A 14,591-nucleotide genomic window follows, 5' to 3' on the forward strand; every position below is an offset into this window, starting at 1 on the left:
CGTGTGGTGGCCGGTGCCCCGGCCGACGCAACCGGGCGCCGGTCTCGGAGCGTGCTCCGTCCTCGCCGTGCTCGCGGTCCTTGTGCCTGCGGGACGGCGGTTCACGGGCTTCCCGCATTCAACGTATCCCCCGAGGAGGCACCCGGCGAGCCGAGTCAGTGCGCGGCGGCGGCCCCGGCGTCCGCGCCGGAGGACGGGGTGGAGGGCGGGGTGGAGGGCGGGGTGGAGCCGTCGTAGTCCAGGAACTCGCGGATCGCGAAGGCCACCAACGTGATCACCGCCGTCCACACCACGACCGCCGTGGTGGGGTAGGTCCAGGTGAACAGAACGATCGCCGCGACCACCAGGATGACCACTCCGATCCAGCGCTTGAAGCGATGGACGAATCGCCCGACCGCCCCGAGCCGAAGGCCCGCCGAGGTCGTCACGTCGCGCAGGGCGCCGATACTCCTGCGGCAGCCCGTGCGAGTGACGACGGCGATCCGGGACGGCCCGGCGAAGAAGGCACCGATCGCGGTGAACAGGGCGACCGCTGCGAGGGCACGGATACCGGCCCGCAGGAACTTGACCAGGGCGTCGTACACGGATCCCGCGGCGGCTTCGGAGACGCCGGACGGCAGATGATTGAGGTAGACGTCGCGGAAAACGGTGAGACCGATGCCGAGGATCAGCATGGCGGCGAACACCGCCAGGGCAGCCCCGATCAGGGCGTGCCGGCGGTTGAACGCCGTGTATACCCCCGCGGCCGCGATCAGCAGCGCGATGACCGGCAGCCAGCCCCCGAGGATCTCCAGCACTCTCACATAGGACCTGATCTTGCCGAGGTCCTTCGACTGGAACACCACGAAGTTCGTGTGGACGGCCGGAATCTTGGCGGCGGGCGTGAAGCCGGCGGCGACCAGCTGGTCCTTGACCTCGGCGACGATCGGGCCCAGGTCGATGACGACCTGGTTGTTCTCCACCTTGACCGTGCCGTCGGCCTGGCCGGTCAGGGCCTTCTCCAGCGCCGCGTGCGCCCTGCGGTTGCCGTTCACCCAGACCTTCTCGAAGGCATTGCTGGTGACCACCCGCTCCACCGTGCCGCTGACCACCTGCTTCAGCCCGCTCTCGATCGGGCCGTCCAGGTTGCCGATCAGCTTGGCCGCCTGCGGTGGCACACCCTTCGCCGAGGCCGCGTCGGTGAGCTGTTTGACCAGCGCGTCCACATCGACCTGGGCCAGTACGGCGGCGGTGATCCGGTTGGTGGCCGCCTTCTGCACATCCGGGTCGCTCGCCAGCGGGCCGACGGTCGCCACGTAGCGGTCCGTGTCCTGGACGATGCTGTTCGCCCACACCGCGACGACGGACAGCATCGCCAGCAGTGCGGCGAGAAGGATCAGCAGGACCGAGCCGAGCGACCGGAGCGGGTGGTGCCGCGCCGCACGGCGCGGCCTGGCGCCCTCCAGGGCATGGACCCGCTGCCGCAGTTCGGCCAGTTCACCGCGCTCCTTGGCCGAGAGCTGTTCGTCACCGCTAGAGCTCATGGTGACCAGCACAGATGTCCGCCGTGGAACGCGCGACCCGGGTGAGCCGGACGGGTGAACGCCGCACCGAGGTGCGAGGGTCACGCTCCGGTGCTGCAATTGGGTCAGAGGAGCTCTGGGGGACGATGTGTCAGGGGTGCTCCGGGGGCGAAAGCCATGCAGGGGAAGACAGCCACGAGCACCAGAGGTGACGCCGTGAGCGACGAATTCGAAGACGTGGGCCCCATCGACTATCTGGTCGTCGAGTTCCCCGGTAACCGGATGACGGGCGAGGGCCTCCCCATCCTCGTCGATCTCGTGGACCAGGGACTCATCCGGATCCTGGACCTGGTGTTCGTCAAGAAGGACGAGGACGGATCGGTGACCGGCATGGAGATCACCGACTTCACCGGCGACGGCCACCTCGACCTCGCCGTATTCGAGGGAGCCTCGTCAGGACTCCTCGGCCAGGACGACATCGACGAAGCCGCCAAGGCGCTGGAACCCGGCTGTTCCGCAGGCATCCTGCTCTACGAGAACCGGTGGGCCGCACCCTTCGCCGCCGCCCTGCGCCGGGGCGGGGCCCGGATGGTCGCCTCCGGACGGATCCCGGTGCCCGCGCTCGTCGCAGCCCTCGACGCGACCGAGAGCGCCGGCTGAGCTGAACACAACGGCCAGACCGAAGGGAAACAGTCATGCCAGGTCTCCTCCGCGGGGTCGCGCGCACCGCCGTCGTCGCCGGAACGGCGACCGCCGTGTCGAACCGGGTGAACCGCCGACAACAGGGACGATGGGCGGCCCAGGAGGCTTCCCAGGCGCCCCCGCCCCCATCGGCGTCCTACGCCGAACCGCCGGCGGCTCCTCCGCCCCCCGACATGACCGCCAAGATCGAACAGCTGAAGCAGCTCGGCGAGCTGAAGACCCAAGGTGTGCTCACCGAGGCCGAGTTCGAGGAGCAGAAGCGCAGGCTCCTGGAGGCGTGATCGGCGTTGCGGCGGCACAGGGGAGCCACCTGTGCCGCGACAGCGGCACACCATTGCCCAGGAGGCGGCGCTGCTCCACCCACTGGAGCGGCCGAGCCGGGTACTGCAGGCAGGGGCGAGCAGGTCAGCCACGCCACTGGTCAGGCGGCGTCGGTGATGTCCGTCAGACCTGCCGTATCACGCTCGGCCTCGATCTCGGCCAGCCGCTCGGACGGGGCTGCTTGGAGGATCCGGTAGGAGTCGCTGCACAGGACCAGTCGCAGCGGGGCGGGGGTCTGCTCCACGCTGTCGATGATGCGGGTGGCCATCAGCGCCGGGTCGCCGAGGGACGGCCGACTGCGGTCCTGCGCTGCGCGGGTCATGGCGGCCGGGGTGTCGTCGTACTCGGGCAGCGGGGTTGCCATCTGGAGGCTGCCGTAGCGGAACTCGGTGCGCGCTTCCCGGCTCGACGATGGTGACGCCGATTCCGAACGGGGCGACGTCCTTGGCGGTGGATTCCACGAATCCGTCGATGCCCACTTGGCGGCGTGGTACATGCAGGCGCCGGGACTCGTGGCCTGGCCGCGCCGTACGTGGAGATCTGAATGATGCGTCCTCCGTGCTGCCCCGCAGATGCGGCAGTGCGGCCCTGGTGACCTGGATCGAACCGACCGGATTGGTGTTGAGGATTCGGAGGATCATGGCGTACTCCTTGCTGAGGGGGAAGTCCTGTGCGCCGCGGTGTTCCGGACGACTCAGGCCGGTGTGGTCGCGCAGCTGCGCGCCCAGCCGGTGCCGACACGGATGACCCGCGCCTGACGCAGCTCATCGGCGAGCTGAGCCTGAAAAGCGAACGGTTTCGTCGTCTGTGGGCCCGTCACGATGTCCGCCGCTGGGAAGGAGTCACCACCCGCTTGCGGCACCCACGGGTCGGTGAACTGCATCCGCGCCGCGAAAAACTGGCTGTCACAGGATCCGACGGGCTGCTCCTCGTCGTCCACCACGCCGAGCCCGGCACTCCTTCCGCCACCGCACTCGCTGTCACGAACCCCTACCAGGGCGACATTGTCGGGTGAGGGCGCGCAGGAGCCGCCGCTACGGCAGTCGCGCACTCAGCGTTCGCAGGCACGCACGCCGTCTGGCGCCAATGCATTTACATCCCGCAGTTCTCAATATCAGAACCAACAGCTGTTGGATTTCCAGATCGGCCATTTCTAGAGTGAGCACGCGACGTCACAGTGCACCGCGCACTCGCCAACGTGTCCGGGAGGAGGAAACGCATGCAGCATCGCATCCTCAGTGGCCGGACCGTGTCTGTGATCGATCCCTACCAGTTCCACCGTCCGACCCCGCCGTCCCGGTTGGTGCCTTGCGGGAGTTGCTCGACGAGGGCGTCGTCATGACGGGCGCCCTTTCAAGCGCATTGCCCGGCGGTCGGCTCGTGTCGGTGCAGGACCTGTCCTCGCCCGCCTTCCGCTCCAGCCGGGGAGAACTCGAGCACTGCGCCAAGCTGGGCCTCGCCTTCCTCCCTTTGCGGCCGCTCGGCGATATCGCGAACGCGATGGGCCTCGCAGAACGTCACAGAGCGATCCAGCAGGCCGCCGACGAGACGGGCACCGGTGTCCACCGAGTCACGCACGCTCGGGAGCTCGCGCCCGTCGCCGTCCCGACCCCCGGGGCCTCGCGCTCCGCAAGCAACCGCGACTCCAAACGTTCAAGTCACAGCGAAAGAGTCACATGAAAACCTTCACCCTGCCCGGCACCGACATGGTGGTTCCCAACGTCGTCCTCGGACTGATGCGCATCCAGGACATGACCGACGAGGCGGTGCGCAGGCTCGTGAACACTGCGCGCGAGACCGGCATCACGTTCCTCGACCACGCCGACGTCTACGGCTCGGACGACCACGGTTGCGAGCGGCGGTTCGCTGAGGCCATGAAGCTCAGCTCCTCGGAGCGTGAGCAGTTCGTCATTCAGTCGAAGGCCGGCATCGTCAAGGACGGGCCGTACTTCGACTTCTCTCATGACCACATCGTCGAGTCCGTGAACGGTTCGCTCCAGGCCCTGGGCACGGACTATCTCGACATCCTGCTGCTGCACCGTCCCGACGCTCTCGTCGAGCCGGAGGAGGTAGCCCGAGCCTTCGACGAGCTGTCGGCGGCAGGCAAAGTACGTGCCTTCGGCGTCTCCAACCAGACCCCCCGACAACTCGACCTGCTGCGCAAGTACGTGACGCAACCCATCGTGGCGAACCAGCTGCAGCTGTCGATCACTCACGCCCCGATGATCGCGCAGGGCGTCGCCGCGAACATGCAGGGCCTCGATCAGTCGGTCGTACGTGATGACGGAATCGTCGACTACTGCCGCCTGCACGACATCACCATTCAGGCGTGGTCGCCTTTCCAGGCAGGGTTCTTCGACGGCCCGTTCCTCGGTTCCGAACGCTTCCCCGAGTTGAACGCAGTGATCGACCGGCTGAGCGACAAATACGCTGTCCCGGCCGAGGCGATCGCGGTCGCCTGGATCACCCGTCATCCCGCGCAGATGCAGGTCGTGCTCGGAACGACCACGCCAGAACGCGTCACGGCCGCCGCACTCGGTTCGGACATCCCGCTCACCCGATCCGAATGGTACGAACTGTTCCGCGCCGCCGGATACAAAGTGCCCTAGCCTCGATCGTTCATGAGTCCTCGTCGGTTCGCTGACGGGGACTCTGCCTTTGTGTGGTGCGGTCTTTTCGGGGTTGGGGCAGGGCGAGGGTCCGGCTCTCGCGTCGGATGGGCGCCGGGTTCCACTTCACGGTGTGTGGTGGTGCGGGTCGTCGGGGACGATCGATGTGACTGGTCAGCCGGGGTTCGGCGGGGCGTGGAGCCTGACGATCACGCGGCTGATGACGGCGGTCCAGGGCCATCGGGCGGGCAGGCGGAGCCGGCGGCGGCCGGTGTCCACGAGTTGCGCGGCGGCGGAGAGCAGCCGCAGTCGGAGCTTCTTGGGTTCCCAGCGGCGGGCATCGCCGGTCAGGGCGAGCATCGGCATCCCGGCGGGGGGTCGAGTGCGAGGGAGACGATCTCCAGCCAGATCCGGTTCTGTGCCGTGTCGTGCAGGGGCAGATTGCGCAGGCCGGTGGCGCGGGCGCCTCGGATGCGGTCCTCGCAGCGGGCCCGCCTGCGGTGACGCAGTTCGAGGTCGGCGAGCGGGCTGCCTTTGGTGTTGGTCGCGAAGCAGGTGAGTCGGTTGCCCTCGGGGTCGGTGAAGCGCAACTGGGCGCCGGGGCACCGGGCGTTCCTTGCGGACGATCAGCCGCATGCCCGGCCCCGGTGGTCGGCCGGGCGGCCGGCCTGCTGGCGGGGCTGTACCCGGCCTGGAGAGCGGCACGTACCCAGCCCACCGAAGCACTGCAGCGCTGATCCCGCGAATCAGGTTGTGCTGCTGAACACCGCAGGACGGGGTAGCTGGATTCCTGCAAGGTCCCCCGCACGAAAGTGATGCCTACCCCCATGGCGCAGACACGAGACGTGGTTGAACTCATTCTCCAGGACCACAGGAAGATGGAGGATCTCTTTCACCTGATGCGCAGCGTCGAAGCCGACCGGGCTGCAGCCCTTCGGGAATTCTCCGATCTGCTGATCGCCCACGCCCTGGCGGAAGAAGCGAAGGTGTATCCCGCCCTCAAGCGCTACAAGAAGATCGACGACGATGAGGTGGAACACGGCGAGGAGGAGCACGAGGAGGGCAACAAGGCGCTCCTGGAACTCCTGGAAGTCGATGAGGTCGGCTCCGAGGAGTGGGACGAGAAGCTCGAAGAACTCGTGCAGGCGGTCACGCATCACGCCGACGAGGAGGAGCGCACCATCCTGAACGGAGCGCGCGAGAACGTGGCCATGGAGCGCCGCGAGGAACTGGGCGAGGCGTTCATGGCAGAGCGCGAGCGTCAGCTGAAGGCAGGCTGTGGCGCTGTCGACAATGTGCGCAGCATCGTCGGTTCCTGACCGCATTCCGTAGCCACCTCCCCTGATCCGGAACATTTCTGTGGGCCCCTGAGGCATCAGGGGCCCACAGACATGCTGTTGCTTGGCGGGTTACCAGCGATACCAGCGGCCCTTGCGGCCGCCTGTGCCGGCGGAGCGCATGACGAAGCCCAGCAGCCAGACGACCAGCACGATGACGGCGAGCCACCACAGTGCCTTCAGCGCGAAACCCGCGCCGAAGAGGATCAGAGCCAGCAGAAGCACGACAAGCAGGGGAACCATAGTTATCAACCTCCGTCGCTCCTGATGCCCGGCGAATGCAAGAAAACACAGCGGATTCCCCTGGTTTCTCTCCTCCGCTCGCGGGAATTCGGACCAGTTCCGAGATGTAGTTGCAGTCGGTGTTCTCCCGGGAATATGGGGGTCTGCTCTTCGTCGGTCAGCTATGGCCTTCTTCCGGTCGTGAGGCATAAGATGCAGAACACCTCTGCCGGGACCGCGGCTCCCAAGCCGCGTTCACACCTGTGCCCTGGACGGACCGCGGAGGTGCGGTATGGCTCGTACACCCTCGATCGACAGTCGTCGTTCCGCCTGGCGTCTCCGGGCGCTGTGCGTCGGCGAGGATCCCGAACTGTTCTTCCCTCTGATGGAGACGGACACCGCGACGGCGCGTGCCCGGGCCGTGTGCCGCCGGTGCCCGGTGCTGGTCGCCTGCCGTGACTGGGCCGTCCGCCACGGTGAGACGGACGGCGTCTGGGGCGATACGACCGCGAGCCAGCGTAGAGCGATCCGCGGCGCCCTCCTCAGTGAACGAACGTCTGGGTCCGCCTGAGCGGGGTCCGCGAGCGTGAGGTGCGGGCACCGGCAAGGGCGGTACCGCAGGGCCCGGTCCCGAAGCACCGGGCCTCCCCGGTCGGTTTCCCGCACCTCCGCGCTCCTGCGAACGCGAGGAACCGCCCGTCAGCGACTGGGCACCTTCGGCTGCCGTACCATCGGCGCCGCGTCGCGTCGGCTGTCGGACTCCAGTGCGCGCAGGATCTCCTCCACGCTCTGTTTGGCGTCGCCGAACAGCATGCTGCTGTTCTCCCGGAAGAAAAGGGGGTTCTGCACACCCGCGTAACCGGAGGCCATGGAGCGCTTGAAGACGACGACCTGCTCGGCCTCCCAGACCCGCAGCACCGGCATCCCGGCGATCGGGCTCGCCGGGTCATCGGTCGCGGCCGGGTTGACGGTGTCGTTCGCGCCGATGACCAGCACGACCGAGGTGCCGCCGAAGTCGTCGTTGATCTCGTCCATCTCCAGGACGATGTCGTAGGGCACCTTCGCCTCGGCCAGCAGCACGTTCATATGACCGGGCAGGCGCCCGGCGACGGGATGGACGCCGAAGCGAACCTCGACGCCCCGCCCGCGCAACTGCCGCGTCAGCTCCGCGACGGGATGCTGGGCCTGCGCGACGGCCATGCCGTAGCCGGGAGCGATGATCACCGAGCGGGCCTGAGCGAGCATCTCGGCCACCTCCGCGGCCCGCACCTCACGGTGCTCCCCCTGCTCCTCCGCGCCGCCGGATGGCGCCTCGATACCGAAACCGCCCGCGATGACGGAGAGGAATGAGCGGTTCATCGCCTTGCACATGATGTACGACAGGTAGGCGCCGGAGGAGCCCACCAGCGCGCCGGTGACGATGAGCAGGTTGTTGTCGAGAAGGAACCCGGCCGCGGCCGCCGCCCAGCCCGAGTAACTGTTCAGCATGGAGACGACGACGGGCATGTCGCCGCCGCCGATGGAAGCGACCAGGTGCCAGCCGAGCGCCATGGCCAGCGCGGTCACCGTGATCATCAGGGGCAGGTTGGGACTGATCGTGAACCACACGGTCAGCGCGACGAACGCCACGAGCGCCCCGACGTTCAGGGCGTTCTTGCCCGGCAGCATCAGCGGCCGGGACTTGATGCGCGCCGACAGCTTCAGGAACGCGACGATCGAGCCGGTGAAGGTGACCGCGCCGATGAAGAGGCCGATGAACACCTCGGCGTGGTGGATGCCCAGCAGGTCGGCACCGATCAGGTCCTGCGCCGCGCCGTGGGACTCCACCTCCAGGTAGCTGTTCCAGCCCACCAGCACCGCGGCCAGGCCGACGAAGCTGTGCAGGACGGCGATGAGTTCGGGCATCTGCGTCATCTCGACGCGCCGGGCCCGCCACAGGCCCACCGCCGCACCGAGCGCCATGGCCAGCACGATCAGCACGACCGCTCCGGCGCTGATGCTGCGCGAGGCGACGACTACGGTGGCCACCAGGGCGAGAGTCATGCCGGCGATGCCGTAGACGACGCCGGCACGGGAGGTGCGGTGCTGGGACAGACCGGCCAGGCTGAGGATGAACAGCAGGGCGGCGACCAGGTCGGCCGCGTGGGAAGCCGTCAAAGAAGTCATCTCGACTCAGCCTTTCGAGAACATGGACAGCATGCGGCGGGTGACGGCGAAACCTCCGAAGATGTTGACGCTCGTCAGCAGGATCGCCACGACGGACAGCGTGGTGACGATCCGGCTCTCGTGGCCGATCTGCAGCAGGGCGCCGATCACGACGATCCCGGAGATCGCGTTGGTCACCGACATCAACGGGGTGTGCAGTGCGTGGTGCACCTTGCCGATGACGTAGTAGCCGATCACGACCGCCAGTGCGAACACCGTGAAGTTGCCGGCGAGTTGGGCCGGAGCAAAGGCCACGAGCAGGAACATCGCGAGCATTCCGAGCCCGATCAGGCCGAAGCGCCGGGCGGTCGTCAGTCCCGACTGGTGCGGTGCGGGCGCCTCGGGTGCGGCCGCGGGCGGGGCGGCCGGTGCGGCCGAGACCGCGACGGGGGGCGGCGGCCAGGTGACCTCACCTTCCCGCACCACGGTCACCGCCCGCTGCACGACGTCGTCGAAGTCGATCGTCAGCTGCCCGTCCTTGCCAGGGGTCAGCAGTTTCAGCAGGTTCACCAGGTTCGTGCCGAACAGCTGCGAGGCCTGGGCCGGAAGCCGGGAGGCCAGGTCGGTGTAGCCGATGAGGGTCACGCCGTTGTCGGTCACCACGATCCGGCCCGGCACGGTGCCCTCGACGTTACCGCCCATCGCGGCGGCCATGTCGACGATGACGCTTCCGGGCCTCATCACGGCCACGTCCTCGGCCGTCAGCAGCCGCGGCGCGGGCCGCCCCGGGATCAGCGCCGTGGTGATGACGATGTCCACGTCCCCGGCCTGCTCGTGGTAGAGCTCGGCGGCGGCGCGGTCGTAGTCGGCGGAGGTCGCCTTGGCATAGCCGTCGGTGCTCGCCTCCTGCACGGCGTTCACCGGCAGGTACTCGCCGCCCAGCGACGCAACCTGGTCCGCGACCTCCGGGCGGGGGTCGGTGGCGCGCACGATCGCCCCGAGGCTGGAGGCGGCGCCGATCGCCGCGAGACCGGCCACGCCCGCGCCGGCCACCAGTACCTTCGCCGGCGGCACCTTGCCCGCCGCGGTGACCTGACCGGTGAAGAACCGTCCGAAGACGTGCGCGGCCTCGATGACCGCGCGATAACCGGCGATGTTCGCCATCGAGGACAGCACGTCCATCGACTGGGCCCGCGAGATGCGCGGCACGGCGTCGAGCGCCAGGGCCGTCACCCCGGCATCGGCGAGCGCCTGGAGCAACTCGGGATTCTGCGCCGGGGCCAGCAGGGCGACCACGACCGCGCCCCTGCGCAACCGGCGGATCTCGGCCTCGGTGGGGGCGTTCACCTTCAGGACGACGTCCGCCTCCCAGGCCTCGGCGATCCCCGCGCCGACGTCGGCGTACGCCTGGTCGTCGAAGCCCGAGGCCTCTCCGGCCCCGGACTCGACGACGACCTCGTAGCCGAGGCCGAGCAGCAGCCGTGCCGTCGCCGGGGTCGCCGCGACCCGTGTCTCTCCGGAGACGGACTCGGCGACGACGCCGACGCGGCGAGGAGGATGGTGCGCGCTTTCTTCAGCAGACATGTCCTGTATCTCTCGTCAAAGGAGGTGCGAAAGGGAGATCTGCGGTGCGTGGGTTACGACGTCCTGCCCCGTGATCGCCGGTACCTAACCCGTCGGTCGAGCACGGCCGACAGCGCGTAGAGCACGTGGCGGCGATGCGCTTCGCCCCGCGCTGCCGAAGGGAAGACGGGAGTCGACGTGAAGCGAGGGCTGCTGTGCCCAGCCCCGGTGGCTGGTCCGACGATCCGGCAACCGGCGACGACCGGCTCGTCTCCACCGGTGCGGGCATCGCCTTCCCATCCGCCGATCTCGCCCAGGAGCACGCAGGCGTCGCCGTACCGCGGCCGGCTCCCCGCATCCTGCGCACCGTCCCGGCACTCTCCCGGGCCACCGCTCAGGAAGGCCCCGCCATCACCGCCTGCCTCCACGCCGCCCAACAGCCCTCCAGCACCGACACTGAGCGGCAACGAGCTCGCGCAGCCCCGAGCCAGGGACTGGAAGCCGGCCGCGCCCGCAGCGACACCGGCCGGCTGATGACGCCGAGAACGACGCACGATTCCCGGACCGCTCGCGGAGGCGGTCGCGGACGGTCGAAGTACTCGTCAGCCGACCCGAGGACCGACCGCCAGCGTCAGTTCAAGGACCCGGTCCGGCGATGCGAGATCCGGAAACAGCTCCCTCAGCTGCGACATGCGGTACCGGACTGTCTGGGGGTGGACGAACAACGCCGCCGCCACCTCTTCCCGCCTGCCCTGGTGCAACAGCCACGCCCGCAACGTCTCCTCCAGTCGCCGTGCGGTCGCGACCGGCAAGGTCCGCAACGGTGCGAGCGCCCGGGCACGCAGATCTGCGAACGCGTCCACGTCGGCGCTCAGCACCAGCTCGGGCAGGTGGTCCTCCGTGTCGCGGATGTCGGCGGAGAGGGAGCGCGCGCGCGGGCGGCTCGGGCGTACGAGGCGGACGCGCGCGTCCATGGCCGGGCCGGGCCGACCACGGCGCTGCGATCGGTCAGCTGCCGCAACAGATGTGGGCGGTCGGCGTCGGGGACGAGCAGCACGCCGGTGGCGTCCGGCTGATCGTCGACGACGAGGGTGGTCGGGTCGAGCGTGCGGTAGGCGGGCCGGGCCTGGGCGGCGGGCAGCAGGACCGCGGTCAGCGAGACGGGAGGCTGCCATCCGGCCCGTTGCGCGGAGACCAGCAGTACATCCGGGCTCGCGCCGGCGAGAAGGTCGCGGGCCAGGTGTTCCAGGTGGCGCTCGTGGGCCCGGCCCTGGGCGGCCAGTTCGTCGGCGTGGCCCGCGGCGCTCGCGGCGGAGAGCTCGTCGATGTAGGCGAAGGTCAGCTCGGCGAACTTGGCGACCTCGGCGGCGGGCAGACCCGCGGGTACGGCACCCGCCGCCAGGCATCGCCAGGCCACGCGGGCACCGACGCGGTAGGCGCTGAGCAGGGCGTCCATCGAACGGCCGTCACGCACCTCGCCACGACCCAGCTCATAAGCCGCGTCACCGGCGTCACCGCCCGTGGCGGTCCCGCTCGCCAGGTCCAGGTAGTGCCCCAGGGCGGTACGCACGGCCCGGCGGATGGTGCCGCCCATACGACCCGACAGGGCATTGGCGTAGGGAGGGACCTCGTCGATGATCGCCTGGACGATCTCGTCCGCGGTGGCCTTCAGCGAGGTCCGAAGGACAGTGACCGTCGTCTCGTCCAGGGCCAGTTCGCTGGCCCTCTGGATTGCATGGCTCATGGTTTTGTTCCCTGCGAACAATTCAGCCGACCAGATTTACGTCCTGCGGTCAGGACTTTACGCCCTGAGGCACAGCAAGCTGGAGTCATGACGAGTGTGGCCCTGCGCGGCAGGGCGTGGAAACTGCTGGAGATGGTCACGACGCCGCTGCTGCCGTCGGACTACCTCGACCTGGTCAGCCCGCTGCGAGCGGGCGCTGACCTGCGGGGGCGCATCGAGGCCGTGCACCCCGAGACGGGTGACGCCGCGACCATCGTGATCAGGCCGGGACGGGGCTGGCGCGGCCACACGGCCGGTCAGTACGTGCGGATCGGGGTGGACGTCGACGGGGTGCGCCTGTGGCGTGCCTACTCCATCACCTCGCCGACAAACCGCCAGGACGGCCGCGTCACGATCACCGTGAAGGCGATCCCGGACGGCAAGGTCAGCAACCACCTGGTCCGCAGGGCGAAACCGGGCACGCTGATCCAGCTGGATCAGGCGACCGGTGACTTCGTACTGCCGCAGACCAAGCCCGCCAAGGTCCTCTACCTGACGGCCGGCAGTGGCATCACGCCGGTGATGGGCATGCTGCGCGACACCGAGTTCGACGACGTCGTCATGGTCCACTCCGCGCCGCAGCCGCACGATGTGATCTTCCGCAGCGATCTGCACGAGCTGGTCGCGGACAAGAAGCTGCGTCTGACCGAGGTGCACACCGACACGGACGGCATGCTCGACATCGCCCGTCTCGACGAACTGGTGCCCGACTGGGCCGAGCGCGAGACCTGGGCCTGCGGGCCCGCGGGCCTGCTCGACGCCGCCGAGAAGCACTGGGCCGAACACGGCGTCCCAGAGCGCCTGCACACCGAACGCTTCCGCCCGAGCATCGTCGCCGCCGGCGACGGCGGCGAGGTCACGTTCAGCACCACCGGCAAGACCGCCGACGCGGACGGCGCCACGCCGTTGCTGGACGTCGGCGAGGAGGCCGGCGTGCTCATGCCCTCCGGGTGCCGCATGGGCATCTGCTTCGGCTGCGTCACCCCGCTCAAGGCGGGCGCCGTCCGCGACCTGCGCACCGGCGAGATCACCGAGGCCGAGCCGGGCGTCCTCATCCAGACCTGCGTGTCCGCCGCGGCGGGCCCCTGCGACATCGAACGGTAGGAGCACCTTGACCGCCATCGACCCCACCGCCCACCTGAGCACGCAGCAGATCGAGGAACTCGGCCGCGAACTCGACGCCATCCGCGACGAGGTGATCGCCGGCCGCGGCGAGAAAGACGCAGCCTACATCCGCAAGGTCATCTCGGCGCAGCGCACGCTCGAACTGGTCAGCAGGGGCGTACTGCTGTTCTCGATCTTCCCGCCCGCGTGGCTGATCGGCACCGCCGGACTGTCCGTGGCGAAGATCATGGACAACATGGAGATCGGCCACAACATCCTGCACGGCCAGTGGGACTGGATGCGGGACCCGAAGATCCACTCCACCACCTGGGAATGGGACCACGTCTCGCCGGCCGACCAGTGGAAGCACTCGCACAACGAGCTGCACCACACCTACACCAACGTGATCGGCAAGGACAACGACCTCGGCTACGGCATCATGCGCGTGGACGAGGACCAGAAGTGGCACCCGTTCCACCTCGGCCAGCCGCTGTGGAACTTCCTCAACGCCTGCTTCTTCGAGTACGGCATCGCGGCGTACGACCTGGAGCTCGGCAAGAACCTGAACAAGCGCCGCCGCAAGAACCCGGAGTTCCGCGCGCGGGCCAGGGCGGTGGGCCGCAAGATCCGCAAGCAGGTCCTCAAGGACTACGTGATCCACCCGCTGCTGTCGGGCCCGTCGTTCCTCCCCACGCTCGCCGCCACCTTCACCGCGAACCTGGTCCGCAACATCTGGTCCCACTCGGTGATCATGTGCGGGCACTTCCCCGAGGGCGTACAGGTCTTCGAGCGCCGGTCGATCAGGGGCGAGACGCGCGGCCAGTGGTACCTGCGCCAGATGATGGGCTCCGCGAACATCAGCGGCAGCAAGGCCATGCACTTCATGACCGGCAACCTCTCGCACCAGATCGAGCACCACCTGTTCCCGGACCTGCCGAGCAACCGGTACGCCGAGGTCGCGGTGAAGGTGCGCGCACTGTTCGAGAAGTACGAGCTGGAGTACGTCACCGGGTCGCTGCCCAAGCAGGTGTTCTCCGCGTGGCACAAGGTCTTCCGGCTCTCGCTGCCGAACAAGAAGCCCGCGGTCAAAATCCCGGACCGCGAGCAGGAGCTCGTCGCGGCCTGACTCCCGGTACGGGTGCGGATCCTTCGGCCCTGCCGGCGGCACCGCCGGGTGCGGTGAGATCCGCTGCGGACGGTGAGCGGCCGCGACATCAGACCGTACGACACGTGATCCAGGCAGCCCGGTGTCCGGCTGCGCTGCCTGGGCGTGCGCCAGGCGCCCCGGCACACAGCTCCCAGC

General features: G+C 68.8%; 14 protein-coding genes and 2 pseudogenes. 9 read left to right on the top strand and 7 right to left on the bottom strand.

Translation table 11 applies throughout. From position 1 onward, the window contains the following. Positions 1–155: 155 nt before the first annotated feature. Positions 156–1,523 carry a hypothetical protein gene (locus RKD20_RS01250; RefSeq protein ID WP_424875967.1) on the bottom strand — a complete coding sequence of 456 codons (1,368 nt, stop codon included), beginning with the start codon at positions 1,521–1,523 and terminating at the stop codon, positions 156–158. A 195-nt stretch (positions 1,524–1,718) separates the two neighbouring features. Here RKD20_RS01250 and RKD20_RS01255 point away from each other — a divergent pair, with 195 nt between their 5' ends. Together RKD20_RS01255 and RKD20_RS01260 are read left to right on the top strand one after the other, a co-directional pair. Next, on the top strand, positions 1,719–2,162 hold the full coding sequence (locus RKD20_RS01255; protein ID WP_424875968.1) for a DUF6325 family protein: 444 nt from the start codon (positions 1,719–1,721) through the stop codon (positions 2,160–2,162). A gap of 35 nt (positions 2,163–2,197) precedes the next feature. Beyond that, the gene (locus tag RKD20_RS01260; protein ID WP_424875969.1) at positions 2,198–2,485 is read left to right on the top strand and encodes an SHOCT domain-containing protein; all 288 of its coding nucleotides are present in this window, start codon (positions 2,198–2,200) and stop codon (positions 2,483–2,485) included. 140 nt (positions 2,486–2,625) lie between these two features. Here RKD20_RS01260 and RKD20_RS01265 read toward each other — a convergent pair whose 3' ends face one another. After that, positions 2,626–2,889: a hypothetical protein gene (locus RKD20_RS01265; protein WP_424875970.1), complete on the bottom strand. Its 264-nt coding sequence runs from the start codon at positions 2,887–2,889 to the stop codon at positions 2,626–2,628. Positions 2,890–3,195: 306 nt separating this feature from the next. Here RKD20_RS01265 and RKD20_RS01270 point away from each other — a divergent pair, with 306 nt between their 5' ends. The 3 genes from RKD20_RS01270 (at position 3,196) to RKD20_RS01280 (ending at position 5,134) form a co-directional block, all read left to right on the top strand. Then, positions 3,196–3,540 carry a hypothetical protein gene (locus RKD20_RS01270; protein ID WP_424875971.1) on the top strand — a complete coding sequence of 115 codons (345 nt, stop codon included), beginning with the start codon at positions 3,196–3,198 and terminating at the stop codon, positions 3,538–3,540. A gap of 293 nt (positions 3,541–3,833) precedes the next feature. Continuing rightward, positions 3,834–4,205, top strand: coding sequence for a hypothetical protein (locus RKD20_RS01275; RefSeq protein WP_424875972.1), 372 nt, complete (start codon positions 3,834–3,836; stop codon positions 4,203–4,205). Further along, positions 4,202–5,134: an aldo/keto reductase gene (locus tag RKD20_RS01280; RefSeq protein ID WP_424875973.1), complete on the top strand. Its 933-nt coding sequence runs from the start codon at positions 4,202–4,204 to the stop codon at positions 5,132–5,134. The genes RKD20_RS01275 and RKD20_RS01280 overlap by 4 nt, the downstream gene beginning before the upstream one ends. Positions 5,135–5,308: 174 nt before the next feature. Here the strand turns inward: RKD20_RS01280 and RKD20_RS01285 are convergent. Next, a pseudogene (locus RKD20_RS01285) lies at positions 5,309–5,773 on the bottom strand (transposase); the annotation flags it as partial. A 188-nt stretch (positions 5,774–5,961) separates the two neighbouring features. On the opposite strand from RKD20_RS01285, the gene RKD20_RS01290 reads away from it, so the two are divergent. Then, complete coding sequence (locus RKD20_RS01290; protein ID WP_424875974.1) at positions 5,962–6,453, top strand: hemerythrin domain-containing protein; 492 nt, start codon at positions 5,962–5,964, stop codon at positions 6,451–6,453. Positions 6,454–6,543: 90 nt separating this feature from the next. Here the strand turns inward: RKD20_RS01290 and RKD20_RS01295 are convergent, their stop codons facing one another. After that, entirely contained in the window at positions 6,544–6,714 is a 171-nt protein-coding gene (locus RKD20_RS01295; RefSeq protein ID WP_057613752.1) for a hypothetical protein, read from the bottom strand. A gap of 271 nt (positions 6,715–6,985) precedes the next feature. Between RKD20_RS01295 and RKD20_RS01300 the strand changes: the two genes are divergently transcribed. Then, complete coding sequence (locus RKD20_RS01300; protein WP_424875975.1) at positions 6,986–7,264, top strand: WhiB family transcriptional regulator; 279 nt, start codon at positions 6,986–6,988, stop codon at positions 7,262–7,264. A 128-nt stretch (positions 7,265–7,392) separates the two neighbouring features. On the opposite strand, the gene pntB is transcribed toward RKD20_RS01300, so the two are convergent. The 3 genes and pseudogenes from pntB to RKD20_RS01315 all read right to left on the bottom strand — a co-directional run bounded on the left by pntB (position 7,393) and on the right by RKD20_RS01315 (position 12,145). Continuing rightward, positions 7,393–8,859: a Re/Si-specific NAD(P)(+) transhydrogenase subunit beta gene (pntB, locus tag RKD20_RS01305; RefSeq protein ID WP_424875976.1), complete on the bottom strand. Its 1,467-nt coding sequence runs from the start codon at positions 8,857–8,859 to the stop codon at positions 7,393–7,395. A 6-nt stretch (positions 8,860–8,865) separates the two neighbouring features. Further along, the gene (locus RKD20_RS01310) at positions 8,866–10,422 is read right to left on the bottom strand and encodes a Re/Si-specific NAD(P)(+) transhydrogenase subunit alpha (RefSeq protein ID WP_424875977.1); all 1,557 of its coding nucleotides are present in this window, start codon (positions 10,420–10,422) and stop codon (positions 8,866–8,868) included. Positions 10,423–11,003: 581 nt separating this feature from the next. Next, positions 11,004–12,145: pseudogene (locus RKD20_RS01315) on the bottom strand (PucR family transcriptional regulator). An 87-nt stretch (positions 12,146–12,232) separates the two neighbouring features. Between RKD20_RS01315 and RKD20_RS01320 the strand changes: the two are divergent. Together RKD20_RS01320 and RKD20_RS01325 are read left to right on the top strand one after the other, a co-directional pair. Continuing rightward, positions 12,233–13,288, top strand: a complete 1,056-nt coding sequence (locus RKD20_RS01320) for a ferredoxin reductase (protein ID WP_424875978.1) — start codon at positions 12,233–12,235, stop codon at positions 13,286–13,288. A 7-nt stretch (positions 13,289–13,295) separates the two neighbouring features. After that, positions 13,296–14,414, top strand: a complete 1,119-nt coding sequence (locus RKD20_RS01325; RefSeq protein WP_424875979.1) for a fatty acid desaturase family protein — start codon at positions 13,296–13,298, stop codon at positions 14,412–14,414. Positions 14,415–14,591: the final 177 nt, after the last annotated feature.

Source organism: Streptomyces sp. SLBN-8D4 (assembly GCF_049739545.1).
GTDB classification, from domain to species: Bacteria; Actinomycetota; Actinomycetes; order Streptomycetales; family Streptomycetaceae; genus Streptomyces; species Streptomyces canus_C.

Coding starts and splice junctions, on each gene's coding strand:
- RKD20_RS01250 (WP_424875967.1), bottom strand. CDS start 1,523: ATGAGCTCTAGCGGTGACGAACAGCTCTCGGCCAAGGAGCGCGGTGAA.
- RKD20_RS01260 (WP_424875969.1), top strand. CDS start 2,198: ATGCCAGGTCTCCTCCGCGGGGTCGCGCGCACCGCCGTCGTCGCCGGA.
- RKD20_RS01265 (WP_424875970.1), bottom strand. CDS start 2,889: ATGGCAACCCCGCTGCCCGAGTACGACGACACCCCGGCCGCCATGACC.
- RKD20_RS01280 (WP_424875973.1), top strand. CDS start 4,202: ATGAAAACCTTCACCCTGCCCGGCACCGACATGGTGGTTCCCAACGTC.
- RKD20_RS01290 (WP_424875974.1), top strand. CDS start 5,962: ATGGCGCAGACACGAGACGTGGTTGAACTCATTCTCCAGGACCACAGG.
- RKD20_RS01295 (WP_057613752.1), bottom strand. CDS start 6,714: ATGGTTCCCCTGCTTGTCGTGCTTCTGCTGGCTCTGATCCTCTTCGGC.
- RKD20_RS01300 (WP_424875975.1), top strand. CDS start 6,986: ATGGCTCGTACACCCTCGATCGACAGTCGTCGTTCCGCCTGGCGTCTC.
- pntB (WP_424875976.1), bottom strand. CDS start 8,859: ATGACTTCTTTGACGGCTTCCCACGCGGCCGACCTGGTCGCCGCCCTG.
- RKD20_RS01310 (WP_424875977.1), bottom strand. CDS start 10,422: ATGTCTGCTGAAGAAAGCGCGCACCATCCTCCTCGCCGCGTCGGCGTC.
- RKD20_RS01320 (WP_424875978.1), top strand. CDS start 12,233: ATGACGAGTGTGGCCCTGCGCGGCAGGGCGTGGAAACTGCTGGAGATG.